Here is a 19,245-nt window from a genome sequence, read left to right as displayed (position 1 = left end):
TATTTTATCAATAGTTAAATCAAACAATTGATGTAAAACAAAAAAATCCGATTATTACAATCGGATTTTTTTGTTTTTTAAAGAAGACAGTTTCTAATTTTCTGCATTTTTTTTCATGTTATCTTTTGCCATACTATAGAATTCATCAAAATTAGGATCAATGATAATTCGTGTAGCTGTCTCTATACTTTCAGAACCATATTCACTCTTGCCCACTGCTTCCATATTCTTAGGAGCAACTTGAAAATCATTTTGTAAGACTCTAACTACAGAAGCAGCCTGTCGTGCACTTAGATCCCAATTATCAATAATATTCTTACCATCAAATTTTAGGGCATTGCTATTTCCTTCTACAACAATTTTTAAATGAGGGTTAGCATTTAAGGTAGCTGCAATTTTTCCTAATGTTGCTTTAGCATTATCATTTACCTCATACGTTTTATCGTCTCCAAATAGTGTTGTGTTAGATAATATAATATGTATGGTGCTATTACTAATCTTAATATTATCACCACCAATAGCATTTTTGAAAGCACTAAATACAGCCAGATTAAGAGAATCTGTTTTAGTTATTGCATCATTAATTGCGTTTAATTGTTTGTCTTTGTCCTTTATAATCTCCTGTGTTTTCTGAAGATTGGAAGCTTTTTTATTAGATAACTCTGTAAAATTAGTCATATTAGCCAAAAGTGAAGCATTTGATTCTTTAAGATCATTTACCTGAGCCTCCATAGTGGCAACTTTTGTTTCACTCGACTTTTCATTTTTACGTGAACTTGCTAATTCTCCTTGTGTAGTTTTTAATTCAGATCTAAGTTTATCGATTTCATCTAATAAATCTTTTTTCTTCTGTGCGTGTACCATTGTATTTGTTAAAAATAAAATGGATGCAAATAAAATAATTCTTCTCATTGTTGTAAGCGATTTGTTGCGGTTGCTAAAATAAAACTTTTTTTAAGAATATCAGGATGTCTTAATTTTATGATCAAAGTAATCGTATTTAAAAACGATTACTTCGACTTTATTCTAAAAGAAAGGTAGCTTAATAATATGTTGTGAGGTTTAAACGCGATTGCCTTAGAGCTTTAAGATTCTCCGAGCAACTTTTTTGCATTTTCGATACTGTTATTAATTTTGGTTTTTAATTCATTCACTTCAACTTCTTCTTCCTTTAACATCTCCATTTTAGTGTCAAATACTTCTTTGTTATCTGAAGTAACTTCTTCATTGTGAGGGAATTTTTTACTGAAATCACCCATCCATTCCATCATAAAATCATAGGCTCCTTTTACATCTTCTTGTGCTGCAGCATATTTCTTACCAGTAGCTGTCGTGTCAACTTTAGCTTCTAATTTTTTGATAAGAGAACTCATTTCACCCATTTTAGGCATTACTTCATCGTGTACACCAATTATTTTGGTCATTAATGCATCAAATTCTTTTTCTTCTTTAGGTTGTTCATTACAAGAAAATAAAGAAGTAGTTACCGTAATTATAAGCAGTGATAAAAATATTTTTTTCATTTTATAGATTTTATGTAATATCAAAGGTATTGTTTTTTTTGATTTTACGTTATTGGTATAACGTCATATTAATTTGATGTTTAATCAAAGTTTTAACCTTTTACTGAATAAGTAATTAAAAAAATAATTTTAAAGTCTCTCTTTTAATCAACTATCTTTTTATGATTAGGTAACGTAAACCTTTGGTTGAAAGTATATCTTTATAGTAACTAATTATGCCTGTGAGTATGAAAAAAATATATTTGATTTTGGTTTCTTTATTCTTTGTATCAGCTTGTTCTAATGATGATACAGTTGATTCTAATACTAATATTGAAGTAAATGGTACTTTTACGTATGAGATTCCTGAATGTGATAATAGTGTGAATCCAGAGTTGATTTGTACTAATTTTGTTGAATTTGTAGATGGATCCACAGTCGATATTCTAATAGGCGGTGATATAGTGTATAGAGCGGATTATGAGGTAAATCAGAATATTATTATAATTGAAGGGTTAAACTTTGATGTTTCTTTTCGTATTATTGATATGTTTACATTAGAACGCTTAGAAGAAGATCAACTTTGGTTGAAATCGGAAGAATAATAGGTTAGATATTGGCTAAAAAAGTGATCACTTGTAAAACCTTAATAAGATAATTGTATGAATAAGACAGCATTAATAACAGGAGCTAGTAGTGGAATAGGAAAAGAGTTTGCTTATATCCATGCAGAAAAAGGAGGAAATCTTATTATAGTTGCAAGAAGTGAAGATACATTGAATGAGTTAAAGCAGGAACTGGAAGACAAATATAAGATTCAGGTTTTTGTGATTTCAAAAGATCTTACTGTATCTGCGGCACCTCAGGAAATCTATGAGGAGGTTAAAATGGCTGGTCTAACAGTGGATTATTTAATTAACAATGCAGGTTTTGGTAGTTTGGGTTTGTTCCATAAACAGCAGTTGGCGCAACATATCGGGATGATCCACCTTAATATTGCAGCTCTAACAGAGCTAACATATCATTTTTTGCAGGATTTTATAAAAAGTAATGGAGGAAAAGTACTTAATGTTTCTTCTACTGCTAGTTTGATGCCTGGCCCACTGCAGGCCGTATATTTTGCAACTAAGGCATACGTTACTTCTTTTAGTAATGCCATAGCAGAAGAATTAAAAGAGACTAATGTTACTGTGACCAATCTTATGCCTGGAGCTACAGCAACTCAGTTTGGTGAAGTATCGGGAATGGATAAAACTCCGATGTTTAAGAATACAGCAAGTGCCAGGAGCGTAGCGGAAGATGGATATAATGGAATGATTGCTGGAAAATTGGATGTTACCTCCGGATTAACCTTTGCTCAAAAAGCTATGATTTCTATGATACCCTTAACGCCAAAAAAAATACTGCTTCAGCAAATTAAAAAAATGCAGGAGATTAAATAAAATACTAATCTGTATATTTTGTCTGTTTATTGGGTAAAAAAGTGCTTTTGAATTGTGAAATTTCTTTTGTGGTTCGTATCAAATAGATTTCGGATATTAAATATTCTACTGGTATAACCAAGACGATTAGGATCGGGTATATTTATATCTTGAAAAAAAAGAATGTTTTAGTTTTCTGAATAAGTGAAATTATTCAAAGTTATGATTCTTAACAAATTAGTACTTACTTACTAAATAAGTGCTAAATAAGCTTTAGTAGTTTCTTAAAAATATATAACAAAACTTATTTTCTTCAAATAGAAGCGATTTTACGTTTCTTTCTCCAATATTCAACACCTATTATGATGATCAGACTCCCACCAAACAATGGAAACACTACAGATAATATGATCAGTAACACGACAATTCCATAGCCAACTTTAAAAGAAGCGGGGACTTTAGGTACACCCCATTTTTTTGGCTTTTTTCTTAGCACATAAGAAACAATTGCGGCAATACTCATGACCGTAAGTGCTATAGACGTTAATAACATCAATACCCAGTTCCAGGTACCGAATTCACCTTGATGAAATGCCATAAACCACATTCTTCCTTGCATCAAAATACCCACATCATCCCAGTGATTAGCTAATAGTTGTTTACCAGTATAGGCATCAAAATGAACCTTTTTTTGAGATGCTAAATCCATAGGATTAGTATTTGATACACTATACACTCCATTTGGACCTTTTGGGAATGTGATCGCTACATCACCAGAGAGATTTAAGGATGTAGCTTTTACCATCATTTGATCTAAGGAAATAAAATCTTGTGGTGCCTCAGTAGTATTTGATTGTAATTTTCTGGCATCCCAGGTACTGGGATATCCTGTATTGGTAACTTTTTGTAATGTTTTAAAATTACTCCCAAATACATCAGTCCAGGGTAATCCACCAGCGAGGATCATCATTAATAAGATAGAGACCCAGAACCCAGTAATGGAATGCAAATCTCTGTAAAAAGTCCTTTTGTCAACTCCGGTTCTCGGGATAAAAAAACCTTTTAATTGCCATCCTCGCCCAGGCCACCATACATAGATACCTGTAAGAATCAGTACGATCATCCAGCAGGCGATAAGTTCTACGATTTTGGTACCAAAACCGCCTAAAAGTAATTCTCCGTGTAGTTTTCTCACAGTAAACATTACAGAATCCTTTGGAGTAATGACACCGGATACCTCTCCAGTATAAGGATTGACATATAAACTGCTTTTACCTCCAAATCGTCCCGAAACGAATTCTGTTGCTTGATTGGTAGCTGTAGGAATGATTACAGCATTTGGTTTTTTTGTTGCATGTGTCTTAGCAATTTTCCATTGTTCTTGTAAGGAGATAGGTGTACCCTGAACGATGACTTCTTTGACATCCTTTTGCTTTGGAGCTTCATAATCTGCCTTGAACAAATAGATAATACCAGTTATAGATAGTATTAAAATAAAAGGTAAGGAAACCATTCCTGCTATAAAATGCCATTTCCAAAGCCATTTATTTAGTTTTTGATTCTTTTGCATAAGATATTTATAATTAAAGTCTAGATAAAAAACAATAGTTATCTGAGCATATTTAAAACAAATCAAGATGAAAATGATCCTGAGATTAGGTGTTTTTCACCTTGATTTATGTAATAAAACTGACTTGTCTGTATTGATGTTATTTAAAAACCATAGCGTACACCAAAATGAAAACCTCTGGGGTTTCCTATTGTATAACTATTCTCATCACTGAATGAGTTAAAAGAAGCACGGGCTGCATATAATTCATCAAAAACATTAAGCGCATGTCCCCATATTTCAAAACCTTTGTAACGTATAGCTGCTCTCAAGTTAAAAACACTATGACCGTCATAGGTGGCTGTACTAGTTATAATTTCTTCATATCCATAACCTCCTTCACCTTCATAAGAATCTATTACTTCTTCAACCTGTCCTTCAAAACTTGTATTGTATGATCCTACTAACTCGTGTTCTCCTGTAATACTTAACCCAACACCATTTTCTAACTCATGATTATAAGTAATTAATGTGGTTCCTAAAAGGTTTGGAGCTGTTTCTCTATCTGTATCCGAATAGTCCACACCACTGTCAAAAAACTCAATATATCTATGCTTCGCATAACTTCCATTATGGCCAAGAGTAACACCTTTTATAGGCATAAATCTAATACCATATTCAATTCCGTAAGATTGCGTTTTTCCTGCATTTGTATTAAAGAAATTATCATCTTCATCACGTAATGTAATCAGAGTATTGTTTCCTTCAAGCATATATAAAGCAACATCTAATTGTATTTTTGAAAGAAACGTATAATACCCACCTATTTCATAATTATGATATCGGCTTGGTTTAATTCCTTGTAATTCATTTCTATTGCGATATAAGGTAGAAACCTGTGGTGGTGTGAACCCTTGAGAATAATTAGTGTAAATTCCAGTAGTAGTATTAAAATTATAATTCATCCCTAGTTTAGGAGTGAGATTATGAAACGTATCCACAGAATCATCAACGCCAACTTCTTCTGTAAGATTGTCATAATCATATTCAAAACTATCATAGCGTAAAGCTGCTGTGACTTTTAATTTTTCTACAGGTGATATTTCATACTGAAAAAAACCTGCATAATTAAAAATGCCTGCTTCATAATTCAATATATAATCACCACTGTTTATGCTAAAATCAGTATTTCTTCCGGTTTCTGGGTCTACAATAACATCCAAAGTTTCTGCAACATATGTTTGTGGAGAGTAATCTGCCGTTGCGCCAAAAATTAAAGAGGAATTTTTAAAATCAAAATCCATTTTATGCTGCACTAATCCTACAAAACTTTTGAATTGATTAGAATTAATCTCTCCAGATCCAAAACCTGTTAGCACTCCACCATCCCTGAACTGACTAATTCTATAAGATGGGTTTTGATCCATCTTATTATCTCTAAATACAAAATTAAAAGAGGTTTTATTTTTTTCATTCCAAAACTGATCCACCGTACTTCGTACTCTAAAGGCGAGTGCTTCTCTTTCTGTAAAAGTTTGATCACTTTCGAAATTACCATCAGTATAATCATCTTCGCTTAAGGAACCTGTCATATCAGATCTATATTTTATTGCATCAAAAACAGTGGTCCACTTTGTCTTTTCAGAAAAATCATATACCGTCTTAAAAGTAACTGCGAATTTTTCATAATCACTATGTTCTATAGGTCCATCTGCTCTTTCTACGTAGTGTCCTCCCAGATAAAAACCAAATTTTTCATTGGTTCGATCTGATATTTCTGCCGCATATCGTTTTATACCTAAATCGTTAGTCTGGTAGTCCACACTGCCACTCAGTTTTTCTGTTGGATTTTTAGTAATAAAGTTAAAACTACCTCCAATTGATTCACTACCATATATACTAGAAGCCGGACCTTTTAATACTTCGATCCTACTGTATGAAATGTCATTCATTTCTAATAATGCATTATGGTTGAAAACAGAAGTTGGTCTGATTTGTAGACCATCTTCCAGATACAGGAATAATGCTTTAGTAGAAATAGGAGATCGAACCGACATAAAATGTTGTTCGTTACTAGCAGCTCTGGAGGTAGACATATATACTCCGGGAACTTGATTGACTAACTGATCAATACCAAAGGCTTTGGTTTCTTTTATGGTGAGATCTGATATAATGCTAATCGATCCAGGAACTTCTGAGCGTTTTTGTACTTCTCTACTAGCAGAAGTTACAAGTATTTCCTCTAATGCTACATTATCTTCTATCAGCTTAATAATATTGTCGGCATTATTTAAAATAACCTCTTTGGTTTGATAACCAACAAAACTTATGGTAACCTGATTAGAATTATCTAAGATGATTGTGAAAAATCCATCTGCATCAGTCATAACGCCATTGGATGGATTTTTAGTATCAATAATTGTTGCTCCTGCTACCGAAGTGTTGGTGTGATCTACAACCTTTCCTTTGTATGATTGACCGTAACTTTTTATTCCTAAAAGTAGGATGACAGTGATAATTAGTGTGTTTTTCATAATAATATGGTACTTCTAAAAGTGTTTTAATGGAATGAGTATTGCAATCCGAGTGATAGTGTTTCTTTGTTACGCAGCTGTACTCCGTTCATATTCTGAAATAATGGTAGTGCTGCTTCAAACCCTAGTCTTAGATTTTTTAGACTTCCCTGAAATGCATATAGGTTACAACCGAGCCCTGCATTGGCATATGTCATTCCGGAGTTATCTGTATCTGCTGTAATCACAAGCATGGGATTTAGATCTGGATTAGCACCTTCTATTTTATCTATTGCACCTATTTCTAAACGACCAGAAATGCTTAACCAATCTGTTGCTTTTAGAGCTAGCCAGTTATTACTACTATATGTATTGCCTAGTCTATATTCATTATCATTAGTGCCAGTTCGTAGAGTAGTTTTTAATTGTGAACCAAACGACAAAATATTCCATTGTTTCAGATAGGTTAGTGCGAGTACTGCATCCCAGGTGCCACTACCAATTTGCATTGGATATGGTAATATAGATGCATTAGGAGTAGAGGCAGGAGTTACATCTTCTTCATCAATGCTCCCTGTAGGAATAGATATTCCCACTTGTCCGTGTAACTGTTGTTTATTATGGTTAAAAAACTTATACATTGCAGCAATCTGTGTATCTCCAAACCCTGAAGATGCAGTGCTGAATGTACCTCCCATAGCTGTTATGTGATCCATATCTTGAGATAAGTAATTGACCATAGCCATTAATGTAACTCTATCACTAGGTGCATACATTGCGCCTAGCATATGCATATTCATGGGCATACTTGTTGGAGTTACCATATAGGCATCATTAGTTAGTATAGCATTAGAAAAGGGAACATTTTCACTTCCTCGGTTGAGGTCTTCCATATTCATATACATATAGCGATAGCTAAACATAAATTCTCCTTTACCATGGGTATGATCTCCCATTACGCTGATAGGTGCATGACCGTCAGGTCGTGAGGCAGACCAATTTGTTTCTTTGTTTTTTGAATGTTTGTTTTTTTCTGCGTGTTCCTGAGCAGATATTTGCAATGTTGCCATAATACTTATGGCATATATGATTTTTTTCATTTCTAAGTAAATTTTATTTAATCTGTAGTGTCGAATTCTTTTTCATTCAATCGTAGATAGTTGTAGACACGCTATGTAAGTTGGGATTTTAATAAAACATACATTCAGATTAGAATAGTATTTTTAAAGCGCTCATATCATTTTTATGAGTGCTTTTATGATAAAACAGATGTGTTTATCTGACATATATCATAGAAATACAGTCTACCATGTGTAAACTGATACTTTCTTGTTTTATTAAATTAATACTTACGAGAAATAATTCTCAGGAGGGTATTCAATTTCTTTAGAAATGGCTTGTAGAAGTAGATAATCAGGTTTCCAATGTTGTTTTAATCTAAATAGGGTAGGGTCACTATTATTTATTATAACAATGGTATGTTGAAAAAAGACAGGAATAAATGCTTCAGCTATAATTGCAAAATTATCTGTGGTATCAGTATCAGATGATGAGTTGTTAGTCACCTTCAATTGATTCATTAAATAACATTTACCATTACAATTAAGTTGTGGTCTTTCTTTATTCACACAATATTTTTCTATTATAGTATCTACATTGAGCTGGTAGTACAAAACAGTACTAACCTGAATTGCTGGTCGCAATGCAAAAGCAGTGAAAATAATAATAGAAAAAAAAAGTCTCAAGCCCTTTTGTTTAAATTTTGGCAAAGATATTATATCTTTCCTTATTTAGACGATTTTAGAATAAAATACCTTCGGTATGTAGTTAATTTTTAAGAAAATTATAGAAGAATCACTAAATTTTAATAAGTCCCTGAATATAGATAATAAAAAGTGCGTCTTAATTGAAGATAAAAGAAATGCTTTTTTTTATCTTGATTTTACAATTTAAAATTAATGATGTCGATACATTTATATTTTGAATTCAAAAAAATCATTTATGGTACGATGCTATTAAATGGTTCCGTTGAAAAGTATATCGATTTGCATCTTTACTCTCGCTAAAACTTCTCGTATCCATAATTTAGTAGACATGCTGCCTTTTGCTTTAAACCCAATAGCGTTTATATCTTTTTTTCTTGCAATATATAATGCTCTTTCTAAATGAAACCTTTGAGAGACAATGATAAAAGCGTTTTTAGTTGAGATTTTTTCCAGATTGATAACGGAGTTCCAAGTACGATTTCCATAAGTATCTAAAATTAAATCAGTTTCCTGTACTCCATTTTCTATTAAATCTAATTTGATTAGATCGACCTCGTTTTCCCTATACTTATTGAGAGTATCTGCACTAATAATAATTTTACGAATGATACCATTTGTATATAATCTTGTTATTGAGTTAATTCTGTTTTTGTAATAATTATTAGTGTCTCCATTAGGTAAATATTTAGGAGTGCCCAGAAATAAAGCAAATTCTGTTTGTGGGATTTTAGTATAGTCGCTAAAAATTAAATCTGTAGTTTGATACTCAATCAATTTGTGATTAATTAATATAACGAGTATACTAAGAATAAGTAGCCAACCTATTCTATTTTTATTTCTCCTTAAATTATTCATTACATGGATTGCTTATGTATTGTAATGTATAGATAAAATATGTAATAAATTTGATATCCTTATGAATGATATCATTTTACCTTTATCAAGAGTATATGTTTTATACACCGTGTGGCTGTTACACAACCTAAAAATTATATCCCCATGTGGAAAAGGATAGTTATCTACGGTTATCCGTGTTACCTGTAGTTTATTTTATCAAACCTTTATTGTTTTCATTCGGTTCAATCAAATCCCACATATTTCCATATAAATCCTCAAATACAGCTACAGTTCCGTATTCGAATTCGGTTTTAGGTCTAACAAATTTTATTTCTCGCTCAATCATTTTATTATAATCTCTTTCAAAATCATCGGTAAACAGAAAAAATCCAACTCTACCTCCTGTTTGATTCCCAATACTTTCTTTTTGTTTATCATTAGCAGCTTTAGCTAAAAGTAAACAACATTCTTTTGCGCCTGGTGGTGCAATCATTACCCATCTTTTCTTTTCGTCAATTTTTGTGTCTTCAAGAAGTTTGAAGTCTAATTTTTTGGTATAAAACTCTATTGCTTCATCATATTCTTTTACAACTAAAGCAATATGTGCTATTCTTTGTTTCATTGATTACTTACTTTTTTTTGATTATAGGTAACTTACATATAGAGATGCTCTATTTGTGGGATAACGTATACCTTTATAATCAATTTGAGATTAAGGTGTTTTAATTTTTTTCAAGCATTCAGTAAAGAAGAACGATTATTGATCTTTTAACACGACCCCATGGATTGGGCAATATTTCCAGTTACCTTGCATGTCGGCTTCGTCAGTAGGGCATTTTTTGATAGGCAGTAAGGTTATAAGTGGTAGGTTATAATTAAATTTTCTATCTGAATGATAAATGGTAAAGGAGCCATCTTTATATTCATCAATTAGATTAGTACCTTTTTTATCCTGAATCTTAAAGAAATAGAAATGCATTCCAGCGCCCATTTGACCAAACATTTGTGAGAATAGTGGTTTTATAGCTTCAGAAAGAGATAGAGCATCTGCAGATATCAGATCATTTTCTAGAGGAAGATACGTTTTTCCTGTACTGTCCTCAATAGAGAGGGTGCTTCTCATTACAGCTTCGTCCTCAAATTGCATAGTGCCGTCTATATTAATTTTGGCATTTAATGTGCAGATAAAGACATACTCTTTTAGAGCAGCTGTTAATTGATAAATAATTTCTTCAGGAACCTGAGGATTATCCTGCATTGCAATTTTCCAATAACTTCCAGGGATCCAAAATGACATAGACATGGTACTGTTTTCTTTTTCCCAAACCTGAATTTCTTTAATATAATCTATCAAATTTATTTTTTTACTATCCTGTCCAAAAGATGGGATAGTAAAAAATATCGCAAGTAAAACAATAATTTTTTTCATTAAGGTTCTTTTAATTTTAATCTTTGATAGCTATACTGTATTTCCTTTGACTTTACTACGTATAGATTATTGTAATTCTGGAATTTCTAGCATTTCATCGACGTCTTGATCATAATCAACACCAGGCACTTTAAAACCAAATAAATTAAAAAAATCAGTATGGTATCCTTGTAAATCTCCTATAGAAGGTAATGTTTCTGTAGTTGCATTTTCCCACAATTCTTTAATGGCAGCCTGCACATCTTCCCGCATTTCCCAATCATCAATACGGATTCTGCCTTCTGGATCTGTGTCAATTTGTTTACCGGTATATAATCGCTCTTTAAATAATCGTTGGATTTGTTCTATACATCCTTCATGAATCTCCTTTTCTTTCATGATTTTATACAAAAGAGAAATATATAAAGGAATTACGGGGATAGCAGAACTAGCTTGAGTTACCAGTGCTTTGTTTACAGATACATACGCTTTTCCATTAATATCTTTAAGTGTATCTGTAATTTTAAAGGCTGTTGCTTCCAGATGGTCTTTGGCACGACCAATAGTTCCTTTCCTATACACCGGTTCGGTAAGTTTAGGACCAATGTATGAATAAGCGATTGTCTGAAATTGTGGAGCAAGTAATGCTTCTTTTTTTAACGCATCAATCCATAACTGCCAATCATCTCCTCCCATTACGGTAACGGTATTCTCTATATCATCACCAGTAGCAGGTTCAATAGATATTTCTGAAACCTTTCCAGTATGAAAATCTACCGTTTTATTAGAAAAAGATCTATCAATAGGTTTTAAAACAGATTTATATTTTGTTCCGGTTTCTGGATGTACACGCACTGGAGAAGCTAAACTATAAATGACGAGGTCAATTTGTCCTAAATCTTTTTTTATGAGATCAATAGTTTTTGCTCGGATTTCATTAGAAAAAGCATCACCGTTAATACTTTTTGCATAGAGTCCTGCCTCGTGTGCTTTATTTTCGAAAGCTACGGTGTTGTACCATCCGGCAGAAGCAGGTCTTCCCGGAGTAGGAGGTTTTTCTAAAAACACACCTATGGTAGCTGCCTCAGAACCAAAGGCACTTGTAATTCTTGAAGCAAGCCCAAAACCTGTAGAAGCACCAATCACTAATACTTTTTTAGGGCCATCAATGGCTCCCTTGGTTTTTATATAATTGATCTGGTTTAGTACATTCTGTTCGCATCCCTTTGGATGAGCTGTCAGGCATATAAATCCGCGTGTTCTTGGTTCTATGATCATAGTGTGAATTTGTAATTTCTAAAGTTGCGAACATAATTCAAAAAGTAACTACATGCAAGTAAATTAAATGCTCATTTTATTTAGTTTTATCCTTAAAGATGCTTACCCAGAGGAACAAACAAGTTATTTGATTTAGCTAAAGGAAAGGTATAATAAAAAATGCAAGTGATTAGCTTTCTGTTTAACGTATCTGATACATTATAATAGCGTTTATTCTTTGTTTTGTATATCAAAATAAGGTAGAGAAATTTTATATTTCACTACTATCAATCGTATGACGATGATGAGTGCTATTGTGGATACATAAATAATAGTGATTGGTATTGTGAGTGTGTGCAAGGTCATAAAACAAACACCTCCTGCTATAGAAGCGGTAGCATATATTTCTTTTCTGAAAACTACTGGGATTTCTGTGCATAAAATATCCCGGATAACTCCTCCGAAGCAACCTGTCATAGTTCCTAATGCAATAGAAATTATAGGAAGTAATCCTGCTTGGATTCCTGCTTCAACTCCTGTAATGGTAAAAATACCTAATCCAATAGTGTCAAAAAGGAAAAGAGATTTTTTAAGATAATTTAATTTGTTTCTAAAGATGATAGAAAGGCTCGTAATAACTCCGATAAGGTAAATACTCATTGTATGTTGCATCCAGGAAACAGGAGTATTTCCTATAAGGATGTCTCTTAATGTACCTCCGCCAATTGCAGTTACAAAGGCAATAATAAAGATTCCAAAAACATCAAATTTTTTATTCATAGCACTTAAAGCACCAGAAACAGCAAAAGCTATAGTCCCTAAAATATCGAGTAAATTAAAAAAGGTCATTTTTATTAAAATATTTTCAAAAATAGATAAAATTAGAGACATTAGAACATTATAAGCGATGTCTAAATTATACACAGAAACCTTTTAGTTAGTATGAGAAATGGATACTATTTTTAATAGTTTTAATTTTTATTTAATGATTGTTAATTAATTTTGAATGTGAAGTCGTTATTCTTCTAAAGGATGGATTGTGGGGTATTACGTACATCTATAGGTTAATAACAATTCTTAATAACTTTTATGTAAGTTTTATCTTCATTTTGCTACTTTTACACTAGATAAAACGAAAAGATTATGTCTGATACAATAGAAAGAATAAAGTGCCTGATTATAGGTTCAGGTCCTGCAGGGTATACTGCGGCAATATATGCAGCAAGAGCTGATCTTAAACCTGTTATGTATACAGGTATGGAGCCTGGAGGTCAATTAACAACAACGACAGAGGTAGATAATTTTCCTGGGTACCCAGAAGGAATTGATGGTCCTACAATGATGGTGCAATTACAACAACAAGCAGAGCGTTTTGGTACAGAAGTTCGTATTGGGATGGTTACTGCTGTAGATTTTAATACAGAAAAGGGAGGAATCCATAAAGTGACTGTTGATAATAGTACACAAATCGAAGCGGAGAGTGTCATTATTTCTACTGGAGCTACTGCAAAATATCTGGGGATACCAAGTGAACAACGTTTACGAGGAGGAGGAGTTTCTGCCTGTGCAGTATGTGATGGCTTTTTTTATAAGGGGCAGGATGTTGCTATTGTTGGAGCAGGAGATACTGCTGCAGAAGAAGCAACTTACTTAGCTAATATTTGTTCATCAGTAACTATGTTAGTAAGAAAAGATTATATGAGAGCTTCAAAAGCAATGCAGCACCGAGTAGAAAATACTTCAAATATTAGAGTAATGTATAATACAGAAGTAGATGAGGTGTTAGGAGAGCAGGTTGTAGAAGGATTACGGATGGTAAATAATCAAACAGGTGAAAAAGAAGAAATCTCAATCACAGGTATCTTTATTGCCATCGGTCATACTCCTAATACAAGTGTTTTTAAAGGGCAGATAGATATGGACGAAACCGGATATATTATTACCAAGGCAAAAACGACCCATACTAACATCCCCGGAGTATTTGCATCTGGTGATGTACAGGATAAAGATTACAGACAAGCGATTACTGCTGCAGGTACAGGTTGTATGGCTGCTCTGGATGCAGAAAGGTATCTGGCAACAATAGAGACAAGTGCAGAAGTTTCTGCATAAATATTAGCATTTTATATACAAAAGAAACTCGTCAAATTTTTAAATTTGACGAGTTTCTTTTTTTGTTTCAAAATCAGTACCTAAAAATTTATAGTTTTAATCTGCTGGGAGTATATTCTATATTTTTCTTATAAAGAATAGCTTCGTGTAAGAAACTCGTTATGCTAATTATAGGTTCCCCTAGTAAGTAAATTTCAGTTTGATCTATAGCGCTAATGTCAATTTCATTTTTAACCAATACATAACAATCACTCTTCTTTTCTGCTACAATAGAGGCTTTATCAATAGTTAATTTTTCACCATAAAAGTCTACGTCATTATCTGCTCTGATTAATGCAGATTTTACATCTCCTTCTAGTTTAGCGTATCCATTTTGATACAAATCTATTTTTAAACTATCTGTTGTAATTATTCCTTTCAATTCAGAATTCTCATTTACCTGATAGAATGTGTTTTTTGAATTTACGTGGAGTTCTGCATTAGATTTTCCGTGTAAGATACTGGTCACTTTATCCGCATTTATAGATAAGAATACTTCTGTATTATCGTGTGCTTCCACTCTAATATTTGAGGATTTAAGTGCTGATATGGATTTAGCGGTAACTTTATCATAAAAAGCGATTCTTTGTAAATCAGAAGCGTAAGAAATTGTAATGTGCAACGCTTTAGATCGCCTTATATCTTTCTCTGATTTTATTTTTAAAACACCGTCAACTACCTCTGCAATAATAAATTCCATTAGGTTGCTATCTGTCTCTATATTTATCATATGATCACTATCTTGATCAATGGATATTTCAAAATTATCGTATACTTCGATAGTATGAAAAGTATCTGTCATTTTAACCTCAGAGGTTACAATCTTATTTCCATTTATTTTTTCTTTTTGAGCGGATATATTCAGAGATATGAAGAGTAAAAATAAAGAAAAGAATAAAGTTCTCATTTGTTATATAGTTTTAGTAGCAATACGATGTTTTCAACCCCAAACTATCTATGGTAAAACAATATATTGAAAATAGTTTGTTCAATCTGCGTAAAGATTGTGATAGCTAATCTTATTTTTTCCAATATGTCAGGACTACCCTTTTTGAAATTTTAGAAAGAAATAGATTAAAAGTTTACAAATATAAGGATACTAATTAAAGTTGATAACTAACAATAAGAATAAAAAAACTGCCAGAAAAGTTTTAATACCTACACACTAAACAAACTATGATAGGTAATAAAAACAGATTTTCTGGCAGTATTGGTTGTTGGATTATGTGGTAAGGTTGATTAAATAACTACTGATAATGAATTACCTTCTTTTAACAACCCCACCAGAATTGTCATTTTCTGAAACAGAAGCAGGATTTCCGTAATATAATACGTGACCACCACTGGTAGCGTTTCCTGTGAATTTATTTTTAGCATGAATTTTAATAGATGCACCACTGGTTGCCTTTGCTTTTGATACCATACTTAATAAATTATCGGCACTGGTATTAGCACCGCTGGTCGCTTTTGCATTATGATTATTTACTTTTCCTGATAACTCCAGTATTGCACCGCTAGTAGCAGATGAGGTTAATGTTTCTGCTTTTACATCAAGGTGTATGTTAGCACCACTTGTTGCATTAATAGAAAGATTTTTTTGAACTATTGATTCTAGTGATGTTATTTCTGACCCACTTGTAGCCGCTATTTTGTTTAGAATATCGTAGGATACGTATACAGTCTTTTTGTCGGCTTGATATATGTTTTTATTAGCTGTAATATGTAATACTTCTTCTTTAACATATACTTCTATGTGCGAATGAAGGTTTTCATTTGCTTCTACAACTACTTTCTTGTCCTTTTTGCTTGTTAATACAACATCTAAGCCGTTACTGGATTTGATTGTATTAAAATTTTTATTTATAGTTTTCTCTCTTGTGGTAACTTCTCCTTCTCCTTTGATTCCATCAAAAGTGAAGTTACAAGAATAGCATAGAGCAGAAAGACTAAGAGTGACTAAAAATTTAATGAGTGTTGTCATGATACAGTGATTTAATTTGTTAATTAATACGCCTACTCAGATTCTATTTTACAATTTAAAAAAGAGAGGGAGTAAAAGCTGTTTTTGATTGATTGTTAATTATCGGCTTTTATTTTTATTCCGTTTTCGTCTATTTTAATATCTATTTCTTCATTTTTGATACGTACTCCTTCTTCATCTATTTTGAGATGAGCATCTTCATCATCATCGTATATATTAATATGTATAGTATCTTCTTCCTCTTCAGAATCCTTGTATTCCCATTCATCTTGTGGGCAGGTATTGCAAATAAATTCGCCATTTATCAACTGTACATAATGCCCTTCTTTATCGTGGAGGCTTAGATATTCGCTACTTTTCCAGGAATTGTTAAAGTGGGATGTGTTTTCATCCGCCATTATGGTCATTCCTTCTGGGATCGATAGTGTAATTTCTATTTCCTGATCATTATACTTATTTTTAATATCTGTTGTGGCGTATTTGTTTAATAGTAAAGAATTACCTTTTACTTCATACATGTATTGTATTGCAGAAGCTCTCTCTTTTGCATTGCTATAACTGTTTCCTTCTGCCATTTTGTTGATACTAATTGTTGCAATACTGTCTTCTTTATTTTCAGTGATGAAAATTTCAATATCCTTAATTAGTAATATCTTATTATCATTTTCGTCCCTTTTAATTCTGAAATTGTTTCCCTGAAAGGAGCGATGAGAATGTTGGTTATTTCCAATCATCTTGATGTTAAGAGTGTCTGATGAGTTAACCCTTAATGTTGTAGGGTCTTCTGTAACTATTGCGTCATAAGCTTCTTGGGTAGCTCCATTAATGAGTAAAATGATAGCACCAATTATTGATAATACCCATATTGATAATAAACTAAGTTTACCAGTGGTTCCAATAGATTTTAGATTGTTGAATGTTATTTTTAATCCGAGATACAGAAAGAAGAAGTTGGGAATTCCCAACAGGAAAAACAACAAAAGTGAAACTAGCCATAATGGTACATTTGGATGATTTATAGCATCAATATAATCTGTTATCGGTGTTTCTATGAATCCAAAAGTTCCAAAGGTAAATAGTCCGATAAAAAGAGCTATTAAGGTCATTCCTGATAGGATAATTATAAAGGCTCCGATTATTTTTGTAAAAATCTTTAATAGTGTAAGAGATACACTACCTAGTGTGTCAAAAAAATTGCTGGATCCGCTTTTTATTTTAGTACCATACTTCTTGTAATCTACATCTTTTACTTTATCTGCAACATCATTAAATCCTTCTTTAATTTTTTTTTCAATAGTATTAATATTGATTGCTTCCCCCTTCATAGCGAGAAAGTCGGCGGTTGTTTTTGCTTCTGGAACAAAGATCCAGAAAGCAATATATATTAATATAAATGCCCCACTGGAGAATATAGTAAGTAGAATCCAGGTAAGTCTAATCCAAATAGGATCAAGACCAAGATAATGTCCTAAGCCAGAGCTAACACCACCTACATAAGAATTAGTAGTATCTCTAAATAATTGTTTAGTTTTATTAGTATAGTTTTCTGAAGCTGTGGCTTCGTCTTCAAAAATTTCTTCATCAATTCTATAGTCTTCAGGTTGTCCCATAATAGCGATTACCTCTTCGACCTCTTTAATGCCAATAACTTCTTTTTCGTCTTTTATTTTTTCACTGAAAATTTCTGCTATACGTGCCTCTATATCTGCAATGATCTCATCGCTTCCCTGAGAATCGGTAAATGAACGTTTTATTGCTTTAAGATACCGCTGCAATTTTAAGTAAGCATCTTCATCGATATGAAAAAATATACCTGCTAGGTTTATATTAACTGTCTTGTTCATTTTTGTTTGTTTTTTGTTTAGTGACCAGGGTTACTGCATTGTGTAATTCGTCCCAGGTAGTATTTAATTCTGAAAGGAATATTTTTCCGGTTTCTGTGAGTCCGTAATATTTACGTGGTGGACCGGATGTAGATTCTTCCCATCGATAACTAAGTAGTCCTGCATTTTTAAGCCGGGTGAGTAAAGGATAAATAGTACCTTCTACCACAAGCATTTTAGCATCTTTGAGGGTTCCTAGGATTTCCGCAACATAAGCGTCATCATCTCTAAGAATTGAAAGGATGCAATATTCCAGAACACCTTTGCGCATTTGCGCTTTTGTGTTTTCGATCTTCATACAATTAGAATTTTTAAAAAAGTTAAACTGTTCGTTTTTTTAATCTGACTATAACGTACAGATTGCTGATTGATGATGAAATTGATGATTGATGAATTCATTTTGATTATTTAATAAATCTAATAGTTAGTGGATATTTATATAGTTCACCTTTATTAGCTTTTAAAGATGCGATGATGATAAAAACAATTTCTAAAAAGAAACCAATAAGACTTATAATCCCGATAAAAGAGGCTCCTATTAATGTTCTAAAACCTCCTCCACTAGAGAAATTAATATTTAGACCATTATTACTTAATAAATCAAAGTTGCCTGCATCTCCCAAAATATTGAATATAAAAAATGGAAAAGAAATTGTTCCCAGAATAATAGTGTATAATAGAATACTTAATTGAAAATTGATAGCCTCTTTTCCATGGGTATCAATAAATTCTGATTTTACCTTATTGGTCGTCCATAAGAGAATGGGGATGATGTAGTTTCCAAAAGGAATAAAATATTTAGAGAATATGCTTAAATGCATAAAGGTTGCGATATTATTATGATTATTTGTTGTCATTTTCAAAAAGTATATAATAGTTGCTTATGCAAATATATGTTTAAAAAAAGGTATTATGCAAAACATAGTACTGTTTTTTAACATTTATTTATGTTTTAAGTTTGTTTTGTATGTCCATAC

At 32.3% G+C, this 19,245-nt stretch carries 19 protein-coding genes; 3 read left to right on the top strand and 16 right to left on the bottom strand.

Annotation, left to right across the window (positions count from 1 at the left end; genetic code table 11):
• Window positions 1–93: 93 nt before the first annotated feature.
• Both ABD816_RS15240 and ABD816_RS15235 read right to left on the bottom strand, forming a co-directional pair.
• Window positions 94–912 (bottom strand): OmpA/MotB family protein, encoded by an 819-nt coding sequence (locus tag ABD816_RS15240; protein ID WP_344928845.1) that lies wholly within the window; start codon window positions 910–912, stop codon window positions 94–96.
• 173 nt (window positions 913–1,085) lie between these two features.
• Window positions 1,086–1,523, bottom strand: a complete 438-nt coding sequence (locus ABD816_RS15235) for a hypothetical protein (protein ID WP_344928844.1) — start codon at window positions 1,521–1,523, stop codon at window positions 1,086–1,088.
• Window positions 1,524–1,750: 227 nt separating this feature from the next.
• Between ABD816_RS15235 and ABD816_RS15230 the strand changes: the two genes are divergently transcribed.
• Together ABD816_RS15230 and ABD816_RS15225 are read left to right on the top strand one after the other, a co-directional pair.
• Window positions 1,751–2,107 (top strand): hypothetical protein, encoded by a 357-nt coding sequence (locus tag ABD816_RS15230; RefSeq protein ID WP_344928842.1) that lies wholly within the window; start codon window positions 1,751–1,753, stop codon window positions 2,105–2,107.
• A gap of 57 nt (window positions 2,108–2,164) precedes the next feature.
• Entirely contained in the window at window positions 2,165–2,944 is a 780-nt protein-coding gene (locus ABD816_RS15225; RefSeq protein WP_344928841.1) for an SDR family NAD(P)-dependent oxidoreductase, read from the top strand.
• Between the two features lie 292 nt (window positions 2,945–3,236).
• Here ABD816_RS15225 and ABD816_RS15220 read toward each other — a convergent pair whose 3' ends face one another.
• From ABD816_RS15220 to ABD816_RS15180, 9 genes are all read right to left on the bottom strand, one after another.
• The gene (locus ABD816_RS15220) at window positions 3,237–4,493 is read right to left on the bottom strand and encodes a PepSY-associated TM helix domain-containing protein (RefSeq protein WP_344928840.1); all 1,257 of its coding nucleotides are present in this window, start codon (window positions 4,491–4,493) and stop codon (window positions 3,237–3,239) included.
• Between the two features lie 143 nt (window positions 4,494–4,636).
• Window positions 4,637–7,006, bottom strand: a complete 2,370-nt coding sequence (locus ABD816_RS15215) for a TonB-dependent receptor (protein ID WP_344928839.1) — start codon at window positions 7,004–7,006, stop codon at window positions 4,637–4,639.
• A 26-nt stretch (window positions 7,007–7,032) separates the two neighbouring features.
• The gene (locus ABD816_RS15210) at window positions 7,033–8,085 is read right to left on the bottom strand and encodes a transporter family protein (protein ID WP_344928838.1); all 1,053 of its coding nucleotides are present in this window, start codon (window positions 8,083–8,085) and stop codon (window positions 7,033–7,035) included.
• A gap of 249 nt (window positions 8,086–8,334) precedes the next feature.
• Window positions 8,335–8,730, bottom strand: coding sequence for a hypothetical protein (locus ABD816_RS15205; RefSeq protein ID WP_344928836.1), 396 nt, complete (start codon window positions 8,728–8,730; stop codon window positions 8,335–8,337).
• Between the two features lie 270 nt (window positions 8,731–9,000).
• The gene (locus tag ABD816_RS15200; protein ID WP_344928833.1) at window positions 9,001–9,606 is read right to left on the bottom strand and encodes a SanA/YdcF family protein; all 606 of its coding nucleotides are present in this window, start codon (window positions 9,604–9,606) and stop codon (window positions 9,001–9,003) included.
• Between the two features lie 190 nt (window positions 9,607–9,796).
• A complete protein-coding gene (locus tag ABD816_RS15195) occupies window positions 9,797–10,210 on the bottom strand; it encodes a VOC family protein (RefSeq protein ID WP_344928832.1) in 414 nt (137 codons plus the stop codon).
• Between the two features lie 135 nt (window positions 10,211–10,345).
• The gene (locus ABD816_RS15190) at window positions 10,346–11,017 is read right to left on the bottom strand and encodes a hypothetical protein (protein WP_344928831.1); all 672 of its coding nucleotides are present in this window, start codon (window positions 11,015–11,017) and stop codon (window positions 10,346–10,348) included.
• A gap of 66 nt (window positions 11,018–11,083) precedes the next feature.
• A complete protein-coding gene (gene fabV / locus ABD816_RS15185) occupies window positions 11,084–12,274 on the bottom strand; it encodes an enoyl-ACP reductase FabV (RefSeq protein WP_344928830.1) in 1,191 nt (396 codons plus the stop codon).
• A gap of 210 nt (window positions 12,275–12,484) precedes the next feature.
• Entirely contained in the window at window positions 12,485–13,144 is a 660-nt protein-coding gene (locus ABD816_RS15180) for a trimeric intracellular cation channel family protein (protein ID WP_344928827.1), read from the bottom strand.
• A 252-nt stretch (window positions 13,145–13,396) separates the two neighbouring features.
• On the opposite strand from ABD816_RS15180, the gene trxB reads away from it, so the two are divergent.
• Window positions 13,397–14,365: a thioredoxin-disulfide reductase gene (gene trxB, locus ABD816_RS15175; RefSeq protein WP_344928826.1), complete on the top strand. Its 969-nt coding sequence runs from the start codon at window positions 13,397–13,399 to the stop codon at window positions 14,363–14,365.
• Window positions 14,366–14,453: 88 nt separating this feature from the next.
• Here trxB and ABD816_RS15170 read toward each other — a convergent pair whose 3' ends face one another.
• The 5 genes from ABD816_RS15170 to ABD816_RS15150 form a co-directional block, all read right to left on the bottom strand.
• Complete coding sequence (locus tag ABD816_RS15170) at window positions 14,454–15,311, bottom strand: GIN domain-containing protein (RefSeq protein WP_344928825.1); 858 nt, start codon at window positions 15,309–15,311, stop codon at window positions 14,454–14,456.
• A 354-nt stretch (window positions 15,312–15,665) separates the two neighbouring features.
• Window positions 15,666–16,385: a head GIN domain-containing protein gene (locus tag ABD816_RS15165; protein WP_344928823.1), complete on the bottom strand. Its 720-nt coding sequence runs from the start codon at window positions 16,383–16,385 to the stop codon at window positions 15,666–15,668.
• Window positions 16,386–16,480: 95 nt separating this feature from the next.
• Window positions 16,481–18,229, bottom strand: a complete 1,749-nt coding sequence (locus tag ABD816_RS15160) for a PspC domain-containing protein (protein WP_344928821.1) — start codon at window positions 18,227–18,229, stop codon at window positions 16,481–16,483.
• Window positions 18,213–18,566, bottom strand: coding sequence for a PadR family transcriptional regulator (locus tag ABD816_RS15155; protein ID WP_344928819.1), 354 nt, complete (start codon window positions 18,564–18,566; stop codon window positions 18,213–18,215). Before ABD816_RS15155 ends, ABD816_RS15160 begins: the two co-directional genes overlap by 17 nt.
• Before the next feature lie 106 nt (window positions 18,567–18,672).
• Complete coding sequence (locus tag ABD816_RS15150; protein ID WP_344928817.1) at window positions 18,673–19,125, bottom strand: DUF4870 domain-containing protein; 453 nt, start codon at window positions 19,123–19,125, stop codon at window positions 18,673–18,675.
• Window positions 19,126–19,245: the final 120 nt, after the last annotated feature.

This window comes from Aquimarina addita (assembly GCF_039539305.1).
Classification (GTDB): domain Bacteria; phylum Bacteroidota; class Bacteroidia; order Flavobacteriales; family Flavobacteriaceae; genus Aquimarina; species Aquimarina addita.
This window is presented reverse-complemented; position numbering and strand designations above follow the sequence as displayed.